This window comes from Nonomuraea angiospora, from assembly GCF_014873145.1.
Lineage (GTDB): Bacteria > Actinomycetota > Actinomycetes > Streptosporangiales > Streptosporangiaceae > Nonomuraea > Nonomuraea angiospora.
In genome coordinates this window covers 9,567,928-9,582,138 of sequence record NZ_JADBEK010000001.1, presented here as the reverse complement: position 1 = coordinate 9,582,138, position 14,211 = coordinate 9,567,928, and the positions used below count along the sequence as shown (strand labels likewise).

Annotated in this window: 14 protein-coding genes and 1 pseudogene; 7 read left to right on the top strand and 8 right to left on the bottom strand. The window is 69.8% G+C overall.

The annotated features are described in order from the left end of the window. Positions 1-60 precede the first annotated feature (60 nt). Genes H4W80_RS44220 through H4W80_RS63990 form a run of 3 tightly spaced genes read right to left on the bottom strand, consistent with a single transcriptional unit; the run spans position 61 to position 2,363 of the window. Positions 61-1,176, bottom strand: a complete 1,116-nt coding sequence (locus tag H4W80_RS44220; protein WP_192790517.1) for a glycosyltransferase — start codon at positions 1,174-1,176, stop codon at positions 61-63. Continuing rightward, positions 1,173-2,144: a glucosyl-3-phosphoglycerate synthase gene (locus H4W80_RS44215; RefSeq protein WP_192790516.1), complete on the bottom strand. Its 972-nt coding sequence runs from the start codon at positions 2,142-2,144 to the stop codon at positions 1,173-1,175. Before H4W80_RS44215 ends, H4W80_RS44220 begins: the two co-directional genes overlap by 4 nt. A gap of 42 nt (positions 2,145-2,186) precedes the next feature. Then, positions 2,187-2,363, bottom strand: a complete 177-nt coding sequence (locus tag H4W80_RS63990; protein WP_318787662.1) for a hypothetical protein — start codon at positions 2,361-2,363, stop codon at positions 2,187-2,189. Here H4W80_RS63990 and H4W80_RS44210 point away from each other — a divergent pair. Both H4W80_RS44210 and H4W80_RS44205 read left to right on the top strand, forming a co-directional pair. Then, positions 2,310-3,194, top strand: a complete 885-nt coding sequence (locus tag H4W80_RS44210) for a Gfo/Idh/MocA family protein (protein WP_318787645.1) — start codon at positions 2,310-2,312, stop codon at positions 3,192-3,194. The two genes, H4W80_RS63990 and H4W80_RS44210, sit on opposite strands and share 54 nt — an antisense overlap. Then, positions 3,187-4,302, top strand: coding sequence for a zinc-dependent alcohol dehydrogenase (locus H4W80_RS44205; protein ID WP_192790514.1), 1,116 nt, complete (start codon positions 3,187-3,189; stop codon positions 4,300-4,302). The genes H4W80_RS44210 and H4W80_RS44205 overlap by 8 nt, the downstream gene beginning before the upstream one ends. Before the next feature lie 9 nt (positions 4,303-4,311). Here H4W80_RS44205 and H4W80_RS64790 read toward each other — a convergent pair. From H4W80_RS64790 to H4W80_RS44190, 3 genes and pseudogenes are all read right to left on the bottom strand, one after another. Next, positions 4,312-5,490 (bottom strand): annotated as a pseudogene (locus H4W80_RS64790) (MGH1-like glycoside hydrolase domain-containing protein); the annotation flags it as partial. Further along, positions 5,487-6,272 (bottom strand): sugar phosphate isomerase/epimerase family protein, encoded by a 786-nt coding sequence (locus H4W80_RS44195; protein ID WP_192790513.1) that lies wholly within the window; start codon positions 6,270-6,272, stop codon positions 5,487-5,489. The pseudogene H4W80_RS64790 and the gene H4W80_RS44195, both read right to left, overlap by 4 nt. A 2-nt stretch (positions 6,273-6,274) precedes the next feature. Beyond that, entirely contained in the window at positions 6,275-7,303 is a 1,029-nt protein-coding gene (locus H4W80_RS44190) for a zinc-dependent alcohol dehydrogenase (protein WP_192790512.1), read from the bottom strand. 377 nt (positions 7,304-7,680) lie between these two features. Here H4W80_RS44190 and H4W80_RS44185 point away from each other — a divergent pair, with 377 nt between their 5' ends. The 4 genes from H4W80_RS44185 to H4W80_RS44170 are packed head-to-tail and all read left to right on the top strand — an operon-like array spanning position 7,681 to position 11,949. Then, a complete protein-coding gene (locus H4W80_RS44185; RefSeq protein WP_192790511.1) occupies positions 7,681-9,048 on the top strand; it encodes an ABC transporter substrate-binding protein in 1,368 nt (455 codons plus the stop codon). Continuing rightward, positions 9,045-9,953 (top strand): carbohydrate ABC transporter permease, encoded by a 909-nt coding sequence (locus H4W80_RS44180; RefSeq protein ID WP_192790510.1) that lies wholly within the window; start codon positions 9,045-9,047, stop codon positions 9,951-9,953. The genes H4W80_RS44185 and H4W80_RS44180 overlap by 4 nt, the downstream gene beginning before the upstream one ends. After that, positions 9,940-10,785: a carbohydrate ABC transporter permease gene (locus tag H4W80_RS44175; protein ID WP_318787337.1), complete on the top strand. Its 846-nt coding sequence runs from the start codon at positions 9,940-9,942 to the stop codon at positions 10,783-10,785. The genes H4W80_RS44180 and H4W80_RS44175 overlap by 14 nt, the downstream gene beginning before the upstream one ends. A 3-nt stretch (positions 10,786-10,788) precedes the next feature. Then, positions 10,789-11,949 carry an ROK family transcriptional regulator gene (locus tag H4W80_RS44170; protein ID WP_192790509.1) on the top strand — a complete coding sequence of 387 codons (1,161 nt, stop codon included), beginning with the start codon at positions 10,789-10,791 and terminating at the stop codon, positions 11,947-11,949. Here the strand turns inward: H4W80_RS44170 and H4W80_RS44165 are convergent. Beyond that, a complete protein-coding gene (locus tag H4W80_RS44165; protein ID WP_192790508.1) occupies positions 11,935-12,696 on the bottom strand; it encodes a helical backbone metal receptor in 762 nt (253 codons plus the stop codon). The two genes, H4W80_RS44170 and H4W80_RS44165, sit on opposite strands and share 15 nt — an antisense overlap. Before the next feature lie 99 nt (positions 12,697-12,795). Between H4W80_RS44165 and H4W80_RS44160 the strand changes: the two genes are divergently transcribed. Next, positions 12,796-13,599, top strand: a complete 804-nt coding sequence (locus tag H4W80_RS44160; RefSeq protein WP_192790507.1) for an SAM-dependent methyltransferase — start codon at positions 12,796-12,798, stop codon at positions 13,597-13,599. 48 nt (positions 13,600-13,647) lie between these two features. Here H4W80_RS44160 and tpx read toward each other — a convergent pair whose 3' ends face one another. Further along, positions 13,648-14,148 carry a thiol peroxidase gene (tpx, locus tag H4W80_RS44155; protein WP_192790506.1) on the bottom strand — a complete coding sequence of 167 codons (501 nt, stop codon included), beginning with the start codon at positions 14,146-14,148 and terminating at the stop codon, positions 13,648-13,650. Positions 14,149-14,211 lie beyond the last annotated feature (63 nt).

The window sequence follows — 14,211 nt, the reverse complement described above, 5'->3', positions numbered from 1 at the left end:
GCGCGGGCGCCCGAGCCGGCTTCCCATCCGGCTCGGGCGCCTCTTCATCGCGGCACGAGGTCAGCGGGCCGTGGCGGCCTCGTACAGCTCCAGGTAGCGCTCCGCCATGACGGACGGCGAGAACCGGTGGCGGGCCTCTCTGCGGCACTCCTCCGGGTCGATCTCGTCCACCCGCAGCACCCACTCCGCCAGCTCCTCCTCGGAGTCGGCCAGGAAGCCGGTGCGGCCGTGGTCGATGATCTCGGGCAGGCAGCCCCGGCGCAGCCCGACCGGCGGCACCCCGAGCGCGAGTGCCTCGACGACGGCCGTGCCGCCGGGCTCGTCCCACTGGATGGGGAAGAGCGCGGCCCTGGCCTTGGCGTAGAGCTGGTCCCTGGCCTCGCCGCCCACGGCGCCGACCCACCTGACCAGGTCCCCGTCGAGGTAACGGGACACCTGGTCGAGGTGGTAGCGGACGTCGGGGTGGCTGTGCAGCGGGTGGTCGGGGTTCTGGACCACGTCGTCCAGCTCGGCGGGGGTGTTCCGGCCGCTGACCGGCCCCGCCAGAACCAGCGGGAGCCCCAGCTTCTGGCAGATCCTGGCCGCCACGTGCTGGCCCTTGAGCCCGCAGATGCGGCCCATGACCAGCAGGTATTCGCCCCGATCGACCCGCACGTCGCGGTCGGCGAGCGGGCTGGCCAGGTAGACGGCCCCGAGCGAGGCCGCCCGCAGGGCGTCGGGGGCGCGGGCGAGCTGCGACTCCGAGACGCCGTTGACCGCGATCGACGGCGGGAACGCGCCGTAGAACGCGGGATGCTTGCGCAGGTCCCAGTGCAGGGTGTGCAGGACGGGCGGCCCGCCGAACGCCGACAGGACCGCCGGCCCGACCACCTCGACGTGGTCGTGGACGAGGTCGATGTCGCCGCGGGCGCGCAACTCGGCCGCCACCCTGGCCTGGTGGGCGTGCGCGATGCCCATGACCTGGTTGTACGGCTTCTGCAACTCGGTGAACTGGCCGTCGTCGTACACGCTGATCAGCTCGTCCACCTCGAGCGTGCTGGACCCGACGGAGGCCAGGACGACCTCCACGCCGCGCTCGCGCAGCGCGGGCACCAGCGTGGCCACGACGTTCTCGATCCCGCCGTAGCCGGGGGGCGGGACCGCGAGCCACGGTCCCGCGTTGACCAGGACTTTCATGCCACATCCTCCTCTTGTACGAGGGAGGCGAGCGGAGGTCGCTCCGCCACGGCCACGTCCACCAGGTCCGCCCCGTCGATCCCGAACTGCAGCATCGTGTGCCCGGGGCCCTGAGCCGCCATTACGCGCCCCTGGCGCTCCAGGCGGGACCAGGCGGTGAGCATGATCTGCCCGGCCATGCGGCCGAGCGCGCTCATCGACTGGTGTGTGTGCGTTCGGCTGCCCAGGTCCACCTGGGCCATCGCGTCCAGGCCGACGAGCTGGAGCAGGTCGACGAGGAGGCCGAACTCCACGCCGTACTCGGTGACGAAGGGCACCTGCTCCAGGACCTCGCGCCTGGCCGCGTACTCGCCGCCGAGCGGCTGGGCGAACCCGGCCAGCTCGGGCCAGAACATGTTGATCAAGGGTCGGGCGACCAGCTCGGTCACCCGGCCGCCCCCGGCGCGGCGGACCACGCCGTCCTCGCCCGTGAACGGACGTTCGTAGGTCGCCTTGACGAAGCTGATGTCACTGTCCACCAGCAGCGGTCCGACCAGGCCGGACACGAAGTGGGCGCCGAAGTCGAGCAGGTCGGCGTCCACGAACACGACGATGTCGCCCCTTGAGGCGGCCAGCCCCTTCCACAGGGCCTCCCCCTTGCCCGTCAAGGGCGGAAGGTGGGAGAGCACCTGGTTCTGCGCCACCACGCGGGCGCCCGCCTCGCGGGCGCGTTCGGCGGTGGCGTCGATCGAGTTGGAGTCGACGACGAGGATCTCGTCGACGAGCGGAACCCGTTCGACGAGGTCGCGGCGGATCACACGGACGATGTCACCCACTGTGCGCTCTTCGTCACGAGCCGGCAGGATGACACTTACCGTGGTGGATCCCTTGGCCAGCATCAGGGCGTCGACCGGCCACTCGGCTGCCGTGCTCGAGTGCGGACCGTACCATTCCTGGATTCTGGCCAAGGCTCGCAGGTTTCTCTCCATGCAGTAAGCCCCGATCTCACGAGGTCACGACTTCTGCCCGATCTATGCGCCTTTGAACCTCTTTGTTTGACGGCGATCAGATGTGGCATATGCCGGAATGTGTCCCCAATGACCCGCATCGGCATCATCGGTGCCGGAAATGTCGCCGCTCGCCACGCAGATGTACTGTCCGGCTTCCCAGATGTCTCGATCGCGGGAATCGCCGACATTGATCTCCACAGGGCCGAGGCTTTGGCCTCCCGGCACGGCGCCCCCGCCTATGGTGACCATGCCGACCTACTCAGCGCCGGCGGTCTCGATGCTGTTTACGTCTGTGTGCCTCCTTTCGCGCACGGCACCCCCGAACATGATGTTCTGTCGTGTAATCTACCGTTTTTTGTGGAAAAACCCCTTTCGCTCGACCTCCAAACCGCAGAAAACATCGCGTCCGAAATCGAGCGAAGATCTCTGCCGACCGCGGTCGGTCATCACTGGCGTTATCTCGACCTCATCGGACACGCCCGTGACCTGCTCGCCGAGCGCCCCGTACGGCTCGCCCTGGGCCACTGGCTGGACAAGGTGCCGCCGGTCGCCTGGTGGCTGAACCCGAGCATGTCCGGCGGCCAGATCGTCGAGCAGGCCGTCCACGTGCTGGACCTCGCCCGGGTCCTGGTGGGCGAGGTGTCGATGGTGCACGCCGTCCCCGCCGCCAACCACAGCGACGGCGAGGTGGACCGGGCCACGGCGGCGGTCCTGCGCTTCGCCGACGGCGCGGCCGGGCTGCTGGCCACCTCCTGCCTGCTCACCCAGAAGCACCGGGTGGGGCTGGAGGTGTGCGCCGACGGCCTCGCGCTGGAGCTCAGCGAGACGCGGCTGCTGGTGGACGGCCGGCGGGTGATCGAGGACGACGGCCAGGCGAAGACGCGCGTGGACCGGGAGTTCGTCAACGCGGTGCAGGGTAAGGACGCCGACGTGCGCGTACCGTACGGGGAGGCGCTGCGGACGCATCGCCTGGCGCTGGCACTCGCGCAGTCCGCGGCGGAACGGAGGCCGGTGGTGCTGGATGAGTAGTGTCCTGAGTATCGAGGCGCCCGGGGAAGTTTGCCTGGTCGAGGAGAAGTTGCCGGGCATCCCCGAGGGTGGGTTCATGCTGGCCACCACCCACAGCGGGGTCTCGGCCGGGACCGAGCTGACCTACGTCAAGGGCACCAACCCCTACCTGTCCTCGACCTGGGACCCGGCGCTCGGGCTGTTCTCCGAGGGCACGCCGTCGATCGCCTACCCGGTGCGCGGCATCGGCTACATGCAGGTCGGCCTGGTGGTCGAGACGCGTACACGGGCGGTGAGCGAGGGTGCGCTGGTCGCGATGTGTTACGGACATCGCACGGCGTACGTGGCGGACCCGATGGCCGACCGGTTCGTGGAGCTGCCGGAGGACCTCGACCCCATGCTCGGCGTCTACGTCGCCCACATGGGCCCGATCTGCGCCAACGGCCTCCTGCACGCCGCGCACGACCTGCACGGCCCGGCCGTGCAGCGGCTCGGCGACGGCGTGCGCGGGCGGCGGGTCGCGGTCGTGGGAGCGGGCGTGGTGGGGCTGCTGACGGCCTGCTTCGCCATGGCCTGCGACGCGGCCGAGGTCGTGGTCGTGGACGAGACCCCGGCCAGGCTGGCGATCGCCGCGGCGCTCGGCGCGAACGTCCTGGCCGCCGACGTGGATGCTGACGAGGATCCCGCCGTGGACCTGAAGCGCCGCTGGCGGCACGGCCGCGACGACCGGGGCGCCGACGTGGTGTTCCAGTGCCGCGGCCAGACCAGGGCGCTGGCCCTCGGGCTCAGGATGCTGCGCCCGCAGGGCACGCTGGTGGACCTCGCCTTCTACACGCAGGGCGCGCAGGAGGTGCGGCTGGGCGAGGAGTTCCACCACAACGGGCTGACGCTGCGCTGCGCCCAGATCGGCCGGGTGCCGCGCGGCCTGGCGCACTCCTGGGACCGCGAGCGGCTCTCGCACGAGACGATCGCCCTGCTCAGGCGGTACGGAGGGCGGCTACGTGAGCACGTGATCACCGACGTCGTCGGGTTCGCCGAGGCCCCCCGGTTCCTGTCCGACCTCGCGGCCAGACGCCGGCAGACCGTCCAGGCCGTGCTCAGCGACCACGTCGAGGAGGAGGGCGGCTGACCAGCTGAAGTCGTGGCTGCCGTGGCCGTGCAGGCTGAAGGGGTCGAAGTACTCGCGGAAGCCCGATCGCGCGACCGAGTTGACCATCCCTTCGGCGACCAGGTCGGCCAGGTCGGGGCGGCGGTCCTTGAGCCCTTGCCAGACGAGCCAGGTGAGGTTGATCCAGCTCGGGCCGCGCCAGTAGCGGGCCGGGTCGAAGTCGAGCGCCGCGGGAGAGTAGCTGGGCAGCGCCCCGTCCTTGAAAGCGAACCGGTCGAGCGTGGAGCCGATCAGCGCCTCGGCGACCTCGTCCGGCAGGTGCGGGAGCATGAGCGGGGTCAGCCCGGCAGTGCTGCTGGAGTGGAGCAGCCGCCCCGTGCGCACGTCGCGGGCCTGGAAGAGGCCGCCGTCGAAGAGGTGCTCGACCATGGCCTCGGTGATCGCGGCCGCCTCGCGCTCGTGCGGCTCGGGGTCGAGGCCGCACACCTGCGCGATCCGGGCCAGCGTCGACTCGGCCACGCCGTACGCGGCGTTGAACAGGGGGCACTCGACCTGGAACTCCCCCGGAGCGCGGTAGGCGGAGTCGCGGTAGGCACGGGCGAGCGAGACGTAGCGCTCGTAGTCGCGGTCGGTGGGCCGCTCCTCGGCGCTGACCGTGGCGAGGTCGCGGCGGACGAAGCCCACGGTGTCGCGCCGTACGGCCCGCAGCGGCAGGTCCCAGGCCGGGCTGTTGTCCATGCCCGACTCCCAGGGGTGCACGATCGAGATCAGCCCCTCAGGGGAGCGCCTGGCCGCGCGCAGGAACTCCTGCTGGGCCACGAGCCGGGGGTAGATCCGGCGCAGGAACGCCGGGTCGGGCTCGGCCAGGTGCGTCTTCCACGCGGCCAGCGCGTGGACCGGCGGCTGGACGATGCCGGAGGTCGCGGACCCTCCCGGTGCGTGCGCCTGCCAGAACTCGGGCCCGGGGAAGTAGGCCCCTTCGGGCACCGCGGGGTTGAAGACGATGTGCGGCACCCTGCCGTCACGCCACTGCGCGCCGAAGAGGGAGAGCAGCTCGATCCTGGCCCTTCGCGGCGACCACCGGGCGTTGCCGATCGCGATGAAGGCGGAGTCCCAGCTCCATTGGTGCGGGTACAGGCGGCGGGAGGGGACCGTGTAGCTGCCGTCCCAGTTGGCCACCAGCACGCGCACGGCGTCGCGGAGGATCATAGGTATTTCCTGACGAAGGCCGCGGTCTGGGGGAGGACGATCTCGGGTTCGCCCCGCAGGCGGCATTCCAGGGCGAGGTAGCCGTCGTAGCCGACGGCGTCGAGCGTGGCCAGCTGCGCGCCCCAGTCGATGTGACCGGTGCCGGGCTGGTTGCGGTTGGACTCGCTGATCTGCATGTGCGCGAGGTAGGGGGCGGCCTCGACCAGCGAGCGGCAGGGGTCGTCCTCCTCGATGTTCATGTGGTAGGTGTCGCCGACGATCCTGATCGAGTCCATCGAGCAGTAGGAGACGGCCTCGGCCAGGGTGTTGACCATGTGGTTCTCGTACCGGTTGAGGGGTTCGAGCATGATCAGCACGCCGTTGCGCTGCGCGTGCTCGCCCAGGATGCCCAGCGCCTCGGTCAGCACCTCGCGGTCATCCTGCGCGCTGCGCGGCGGCTGGAACGGCGGCAGCCGGAGCGAGAACTGCCCCCAGGAGGCGGGCGTCATGACGCCGACGCCGCCCAGCTCGGCGATCACCGTGAGCTGCGATCTGAGCTGCTGGATGGCGTCCTTGCGCTTGGCCGGGTCGAAGTCGCCGATGAAGTGCGGCATGTCCACGCACACCGTCGGCATGACCACGCCGTCGGCCCGCGCCCGCTTGAGCTCCGTCAGGCGGCCCGCGAAGTGGAAATCGCCCTTGCCGCGCAGTTCGATGGCGTCGAACCCGGCATCGAGCGCGAACGCGAACTTCTCCTGCAGCGTGCGGCCGGGCAGAAGCTGCTCCTGTACGGCGAGCTTCACTGTCACTCCTCGAAGGTGAAGACGAGCTGGAGCACCTCGGACTGGTGCTTGTCGATCAGGTCGAAGGCCTCCGCGGCCCTCTCGACGGGGACCACGTGGCTGATCAGGTCGCCGACCTCGATCTGGCCCTCGTGCACGAGCGCCATGAACGTGCGCTGCAGCCGCTCGACGTCCCACCGGTGCGCCAGCCACGAGGCCACGCCGCCGATCTGGGAGGAGACGAGCTGGACCTGGTTGTGGTGGAACTCCTCGCCCAGCCGCAGCCCGACGCCGTCGCCCTGGTAGAAGCCTGCGGCCACGACCCTGCCGCCCTTGCGCACGGTCCTGATGGCCTCGTGCAGGCCCTGGTGGGTGCCGCTCAGCTCGATGACCGTGTCGGCGCCCTCGACGCGCTTGCGCATGAACTCGGCCACCGACCCGGAGCGCACGTCGAACACCTCGGCCGCGCCGAACCTCCTGGCCAGCTCCAGCCGGTCGGGGATGGCGTCGGCCGCGACCACCCGGGCGCCGCTCAGCACGGCCAGGCGGGTGGCGAGCAGCCCGATGACGCCCTGCCCGAAGATCGCGATCTGGTCGCCGAGGTGCACGTCGGAGGCGTGCACCGCGTTGAGCGCGATGGCCCCGACCCGGGCGAACACGCCGGTCAGCGGGTCGGCGCCGGGCGGCATCACGTGCCCCACCAGCTTCTCGGCCGGCACGACGGCCTCGGCGCGGTGGCCCCAGATGCCCCACACGATGCTGCCCACCGGCGGGTCGGCGACGTCGGGCGCGGCCTCGACGACCTCGCCGACCTCCTGGTAGCCCCAGCCGGTCAGCGGGTAGGCGTGCGTCTGGCCATCGACGAAGAGGCGGCGCTCGGTGTCCCAATGACGGTTGAGATATGGATTTGTGCCGCGATAGGCGGTGAGCTCCGTGCCTGCCGAAACGCCGGAGTAGATCGTACGGACTCGTACGGATCCCGGCGCCAGGTCGGCTGGCGATTCCAGGCTGACGCGGACACGGCCTGGCTGCTCGAACGTGATGACGCGCATTCCCCACACTTACGCTTAATGATCAAACAAAAGTCAAAGCTTTAGTACTTGTTTGCATACGATAGTTGCGCTCGTAACACTCTTAAGTCTACGACTTCCGCCGGGGGCGGCTGGTGAAATTGGGGTTTCTGGCAGCGTGTCTTCCGGAAAGTGACCTTACCGACATCGCCTGCCAGGCCGCACACCTGGGCTTTCTAGCTAGTGCAGTGACCTCCGGATGACCGAAATGCCCCAAAGTAGATCTTTTGCGACAAAGATCCGATCATAGGCGTGTAGGCACGGAGCGGGTACAGACCGGTCTCGTTATCGACTACCGAACGTTGCCGAGGTCATGGCGAGGGTAAGGGCGGCATATCCCCGAATCGGAGGAGCGTGCCATGCCGAAGAAGGTAACCGCCGTCCTCTCCGTCGCGCTGCTGGCCACCGCCTCACTGGCGGCGTGCGGCGACGGTGGCGAGTCGTCCGCCGGCAACCAGATCACCGTCTGGACAGAAGAGAACCTCAACGACCGGATGGCCGTACAGAACCAGATCGCCGCCGACTTCACCAAGAAGACCGGGATCCAGGTGAAGCTGGTCGCCATGGCCGAGGACCAGTTCAGCCAGGCCGTGACGGCCGCCGCCGCGGCCGGCGACCTGCCGGACGTGATCGGCGCGCTGCCGCTGGCGGCGGTGCGCGAGCTGGAGGCCAACGACCTGCTCGACACCGAGACCCCCGGCAAGGTCGTCGACCAGCTCGGCCGCGACTCCTTCTCGCCGCGGGCCCTGGAGCTCGACAGCTCGGGCGGGAAGCTGCTCGCGGTGCCGAGCGACGGGTGGGCGCAGCTGATCCTCTACCGCAAGGACCTGTTCGACAAGGCCGGGCTGCAGCCGCCCGACACGTACGAGCGGCTGCAGGCGGCGGCCGCCAAGCTCAACACGGGAGGCGTCGCGGGCATCACGCTGGCGATCGCGCCGAAGGACTCGTTCACCGCGCAGAGCTTCGAGCACGTCGCGCTCGCGAACGGCTGCCAGCTCGTCGACAATTCCGGAAATGTCGCCCTGGACTCGCCGCAGTGCGTGAAGGCGTTCGAGTTCTACGGCAAGCTCGCCAAGGACTACTCCGTCAAGGGCAAGCAGGACGTCGACTCCACCCGGGCCACCTACTTCTCCGGCAAGGCGGCCATGACGATCTGGTCGTCGTTCATCCTCGACGAGCTGGCCGGGCTCCGTAAGGACGCGCTGCCGAGCTGCCAGGAGTGCCGCGCCGACCCCGAGTGGCTGGCCAAGAACACCGGCGTGGTCACGGCGCTGAAGGGGCCCGACGGGAGCGCGCCCGCGCAGTACGGCGAGATCGTCTCCTGGGCGGTCACCCGTGACGCCGCCAAGGACCCCGCCGCGAAGTTCGTCGCCTACATGATGAACGAGGGCTACGAGCGCTGGATCGGCATGGCGCCCGAGGGCAAGTTCCCGACCCGCAAGGGCTTCGAGGACAAATGGAACAAGCTGCCCGCCGGGGTCGACTCCAAGAAGCCGCTGGCCGGCATCTACCCGGCCGACGTGCTGGACGCCCTGCGCAAGAGTCCCGACACCTTCGCCCGCTGGGGGATCCCGCAGGGGCAGGGCAAGCTGATCGGCGCCACCATGGGCGAGCTGCCCGTGCCCAAGGCGCTCAGCGCGGTCGTGGACGGCTCCCTGACCCCGCAGGCCGCCGCCGCCCGGGCCAAGGCCGACGTGGAGACGATCAAGCGCGGGATCCGCCAGTGACCCCCACTCTGCGGCAGCGGGAAGGGCGGGCCGGGCTGGCGCTCATCTCGCCGACGCTCGTCATCACGCTGGTCGTGGTGGTGCTGCCACTGCTGTGGGCGATCATGCTGGCGTTCCAGGACGCCCGGCTGATCAACATCCGCCGGGTCGGCATCTTCGGCCACTACACGCTGGAGAACTTCTCGTACGTGATCTCCGAGCCCGGCTTCTGGTCGTCCCTGGTCAACACGCTCGTCTACACCGTCGCGGGGACCGCGCTGTCGATCGCGATCGGGCTGGTGGCGGCGCTGGCGCTGCGCGACAGGTTCAGGGGGCGGACCCTGGTCAGGGCCTCGATCCTGATCCCGTACGTGGCGCCGGTCGTGGCCGTGGCGTTCCTGTGGGAGACGATGCTCAACCCCCAGTACGGCATCGTCAACACCTGGCTCCACGAGCCGATCGCGTTCCTCAGCCAGGCCAGGGGCGAGCTCCTGGGCGTGCGGGTGCCGGTGGCGCTGTTCACGGTGATCGCGTTCGAGGCGTGGCGGTATTTCCCGTTCGCGTTCCTGTTCATCCTGGCCAGGCTGCAGGCGCTGCCCGCGGAGCTGGACGAGGCCGCGGTCGTGGACGGGGCCACGCCGACCCAGCGGTTCCGATACGTGATCATGCCGCAGCTCTGGCGGATCATCGCGCTGCTGTCGGTGCTGCGGTTCGTGTTCACGTTCACCAAGTTCGACGACGTCTACCTGCTGACCGGCGGCGGGGCCGGGACCGAGGTGGTCAGCGTGCGGGTCTACAACTTCCTGACCGCCCGCGACGACATCGGCGCCTCGGCCGCGCAGGCGATCGTGCTGGCGGTCTTCCTGGTCGTGTTCCTGGTCGTCTACCTGCGGTTCTTCGGCGGGGGTGAAGGTGAGCAGAGATAGGTTCGAGCGGGCCCTCCTCCGGGTGCTGAAGCCGCTGGTCATCATGGTGCTCGTCCTGATGACCGCGTTCCCCTTCCTCTACATGGTGATGCTGTCCGTGCGCGACATCCAGGAGTTGATCCTGGAGCCGGGCTCGCTCTGGCCGCGCGGCTTCACCCTGGACACCTACGTGGACGTGCTGACCCGCCAGGGCTTCCTGAGCTTCCTGAGGAACAGCGCGATCGTCGCGCTCGCCTCGGTGGCGGTCACGCTGCTGATCTCGATCCCGGGCGCGTACGCGGTCGCGCGGCTGCGCTTCTTCGGGCGGCGGCAGGTGCACTTCCTCTTCCTGGCGGTGTACCTGTTTCCGGCGATCGTGCTGGCCATCCCCCTCTTCGTACTCTTCACGATGCTGGGGCTACGCGGATCCCTTTTCGGACTGATCCTCGTGTATATCGCGCAAACCGTGCCCGTCACGGTATACATGCTCCGCAACTACTTCGAGACCGTGCCGCGAAGCGTGGAGGAAGCGGCCGCGATCGACGGGTGCACGAGGCTTTCGACCATCTGGCGCGTGGTGCTGCCGCTGTCCAAACCCGCGCTGATGGCGACCGGCCTCTACGCGTTCATGATCGCGTGGAACGAGTTCCTGTTCGCCCTGCTCTTCCTCGTGGAGAAGCGGGAGAGCTGGACGGTGTCCCTGGGCCTCTCGCAGCTGGCGGGGAGCATAGAGATCCCCACGACGGTCCTGATGGCAGGTTCGGTGGTGCTCACGCTGCCCATCGTGATCGTGTTCTTCGCCAGTGAGCGACTGCTGACGGAGGGCCTCACGGCAGGGGCGGAGAAGGGATAGATCATGCTGACGGCAGGGCAGATCCTCCAGCTCATCCGCCATGGCACCTGCCGTACGCGCAAAGAACTGATCGAGTACACCGGCCTGTCCCGGTCGACGATCACCGACCGGGTCGACCGGCTCATCGACGCCGGATACATCCACGAGTCCGGTGTCGCGGCCTCCGGGGGCGGGCGACCGCCCTCGGTGCTCGACGTGGACGCCGGCCGGCGCCTGATGCTGGTGGCCGACCTGGGCGCCAGCCACGCCGGCGTGGCGCTCACCGACCTGGCCGCCCGCGCCCTGGCCGAGGAGCGGGCCGAGATGCGCATCGAGCTCGGCCCCGACGCGGTCCTGTCGTGGGTGCGGGAGGCGTTCCAGCGGCTGCTCGACCGGGCCGGGCGGCCGGCGAGCGACGTGTGCGGCATCGGGCTCGACCTGCCCGGCTCCGTGGACCACACCACCGGGCGGATGATCAGATCGTTCCTGATGCCCGGGTGGGACGGCTATCCGGTGGGCGAGGCCATCGGCGAGACCTACGACGTGCCCGTCCTGGTCGAGAACGACGCCAACGCGATGGCACTGGGCGAGTGGTGGTCGTCGTGGCGCGACACGGACTCGCTCATCCTCATCAAGGTCTCGACCGGGATCGGCACCGGGATCGTGCTCGACGGGCAGATCTACCGGGGCGTCGAGGAGGCCGCCGGCAACATCGGGCATGTGCGGCTGAACGAGCACGACGACCGGGTCTGCACGTGCGGCTCGCGCGGCTGCGTGGCCTCGCTGGCCAGCGGCCACGCCCTGGCCACCGACCTGGGCCAGGGGTCCAGCCGCGACGTCGTACGCCTGGTGCAGGCGGGCGATCCGGCGGCCATCGCCCGCACCCAGGAGGCGGGGCGCACGCTGGGCCTCGTGCTGGCCACCGCGGTCAGCCTGCTCAATCCGGGCGTCCTGGTGCTGGCCGGGGACATGGCGGAGACCCGGGAGCACTATCTGACCGGGATCAGGGAGATCGTCTACCGGCACAGCCTGCCGTACACGACCAGGAACCTGGAGATCGTGCCCACCTCGCTTGAGGACCGGGCCGGGATCGTGGGGATGGCGGTGATCGTCATGGAGCACGTGCTCTCCGCCGCCTCCGTGGACGCCGCCCTGGCCGCCGCCGGACGCTTACGGGCCCGCTGATCCGGTGAGAGCGCTCCGCAGCAGGGCGGGCGCCTGCACGAGCGAGGGGCCGTACCAGGTGAGCAGCCGCCCGCTGACCAGCGCGCAGGCGAGCCCGGGGAAGCACTCGGGGCCGTCCGCCTCCGAGAACGCGTACGGCTCGTCCGGCAGCACCACCAGGTCGGGCCGCCGCTCGACCAGCTCGGGCAGCGGGATCCTGGGATAGCGCTCCTCGTGGCCGGCGTAGAGGTTGTCCACGCCGAGCCGCCTGAGCACGTCCCCGGTGAACGTGTCGCGCCCCACCACCATCCACGGCCGCCGCCAGATCGGGACGACGGCCGTGCGCCGCGGTCCCTCCACGGGCGCGCGCCACGCCTGCTCCGCCGCGTCCAGCCACTCGGGGCGTCCGGCACGGCACGCCTCCCGGAACATGCGCTCCAGCGACCCGAAAGCCTGATCCAGCGTCTCGATCTTCGTCACCCAGACCGCGATGCCCGATTCGCGCAGAGCCTGGATGTCGGGCGCGCGGTTCTCCTCGGCGTTGGCGAGGACCACGTCGGGCCGGAGCCTCCTGATCGCGTCGAGGTCGGGGTTCTTGGTGCCCCTGACCCTGGTCACGTCCAGGTCGGCCGGGTGCGAGCACCAGTCGGTCGCCCCGATCAGCGCCTCCGGCACGGTCGCCGCCACCGACTCGGTCAGGGACGGCACCAGGGACACGATCCGCCGGACCGTCTCGGGGATCTCCACGGGCACACCGGTGTCGTCCACAACATCAGCCTAGATCGAAGGGTATTCGGCAGTGAATGTCGGTATAGATCCGTAGAATCCAGGTCGAAGATCGTTAACTCTTGATCGGGGGAATGACGGTTGGAACGAGAGTCGCCAGCCTTCGATCCGCACACTCCCAACGTCGCCCGGCTCTACGACTACTTCCTGGGTGGCAAGGACCACTTCCCTGCCGACCGGGCCGCGGCGGAGAAGCTGCTCGACACGGCTCCGGAGTTACGCGCGGCGATCCGGGCGAACCGCGCGTTCCTGGGGCGTGCCGTCCGCTACCTCGCCGAGTCCGGCATCACGCAGTTCCTCGACCTCGGCACGGGGCTGCCGGGCCAGGACAACGTGCACGAGGTGGCCAGGAAGATCACCCCGGGGGCCAGGGTGGTCTACGTGGACCGGGATCCGGTGGTGCTGGTACACGCCAGGGCGCTGCTGGCCGGGCAGGGTGACACGACGGCGGTGGAGGGCGACCTGCGCAAGCCGGAGGGCATCCTGCGCAATCCCGAGGTGATGGCGGCGATCGACTTCAGCCGCCCGGTCGGCGTGCTGCTGACGGCGACCATGCACTACGTCGCCGACTCCGACCACCCCCGGGAGATCATGGCGAGCCTGCGCGACGCCATGGCCCCCGGCAGCTACCTGGTCATGTCCCACGGCACAAGCGACGCCCGCGCCGCGGCCGTGAAGGCGATCACCGAGGTCTACCGGGGCACCAACGCCCCGCTCACGTTCCGGAGCCGGGGCCGGATCGCGGCGCTGTTCGAGGGGTTCGAGCTGGTCGACCCGGGCCTCGTCTGGCTGCCGGAGTGGCGTCCCGACCACGCCGACATGATCGACTTCGTCGACGGGCCCGAGTCGTCGCTGATCCTGTGCGGCGTGGCCAGGAGGAGCTGAGACCGGGGGTCCACGTCCTGGACTGGACCCCCGGTCTCACCGCTTGAGCTACTTGAGCGCCGTCAGCGCGGCGTCGTAGTCGGGCTCCTGGGTGATCTCCGACACCAGCTGGGAGTAGACCACCTGGTTGTCGCCGTCGAGCACGACCACCGCGCGCGCGGCCAGCCCCGCCAGCGGCCCCGACTCCTGCGCCACGCCGTAGTCGGTCAGGAACTCACGGCCCCGCATGAGCGAGAGCGTGACCACGCTGTCGAGACCCTCGGCGCCGCAGAACCGCTTCTGGGCGAAGGGCAGGTCGGCGGAGATGCAGAGCACGGCCACCTCGGGGTGCTCGGCGGCCACCTCGTTGAAGCGCCGCACCGAGGCCGCGCAGACGCCGGTGTCGAGGCTCGGGAAGATGTTGAGCACCTTGGTCTTCTGGCCGTAGTCCTCCAGCGAGTGCTCGGCCAGGTCGCCGCCCACCAGCTTGAACGCGGGCGCGCTGTCGCCGGGCCGCGGGAAGGTGCCGCCCACGGCGACGGGCGTGCCCTTGAAAGTGACGTCGGACATGAAAGCCTCCTGGATAGCGATGTTCCCGATTCGTGATCCTATCCGCGCGGCTCCCGAGCCCCC

Bases quoted from the DNA above. Each gene is read 5' to 3' on its own strand.
- H4W80_RS44220 (WP_192790517.1), bottom strand. From the start codon at position 1,176: ATGAAAGTCCTGGTCAACGCGGGACCGTGGCTCGCGGTCCCGCCCCCC.
- H4W80_RS44215 (WP_192790516.1), bottom strand. From the start codon at position 2,144: ATGGAGAGAAACCTGCGAGCCTTGGCCAGAATCCAGGAATGGTACGGT.
- H4W80_RS44205 (WP_192790514.1), top strand. From the start codon at position 3,187: ATGAGTAGTGTCCTGAGTATCGAGGCGCCCGGGGAAGTTTGCCTGGTC.
- H4W80_RS44190 (WP_192790512.1), bottom strand. From the start codon at position 7,303: ATGCGCGTCATCACGTTCGAGCAGCCAGGCCGTGTCCGCGTCAGCCTG.
- H4W80_RS44185 (WP_192790511.1), top strand. From the start codon at position 7,681: ATGCCGAAGAAGGTAACCGCCGTCCTCTCCGTCGCGCTGCTGGCCACC.
- H4W80_RS44170 (WP_192790509.1), top strand. From the start codon at position 10,789: ATGCTGACGGCAGGGCAGATCCTCCAGCTCATCCGCCATGGCACCTGC.
- tpx (WP_192790506.1), bottom strand. From the start codon at position 14,148: ATGTCCGACGTCACTTTCAAGGGCACGCCCGTCGCCGTGGGCGGCACC.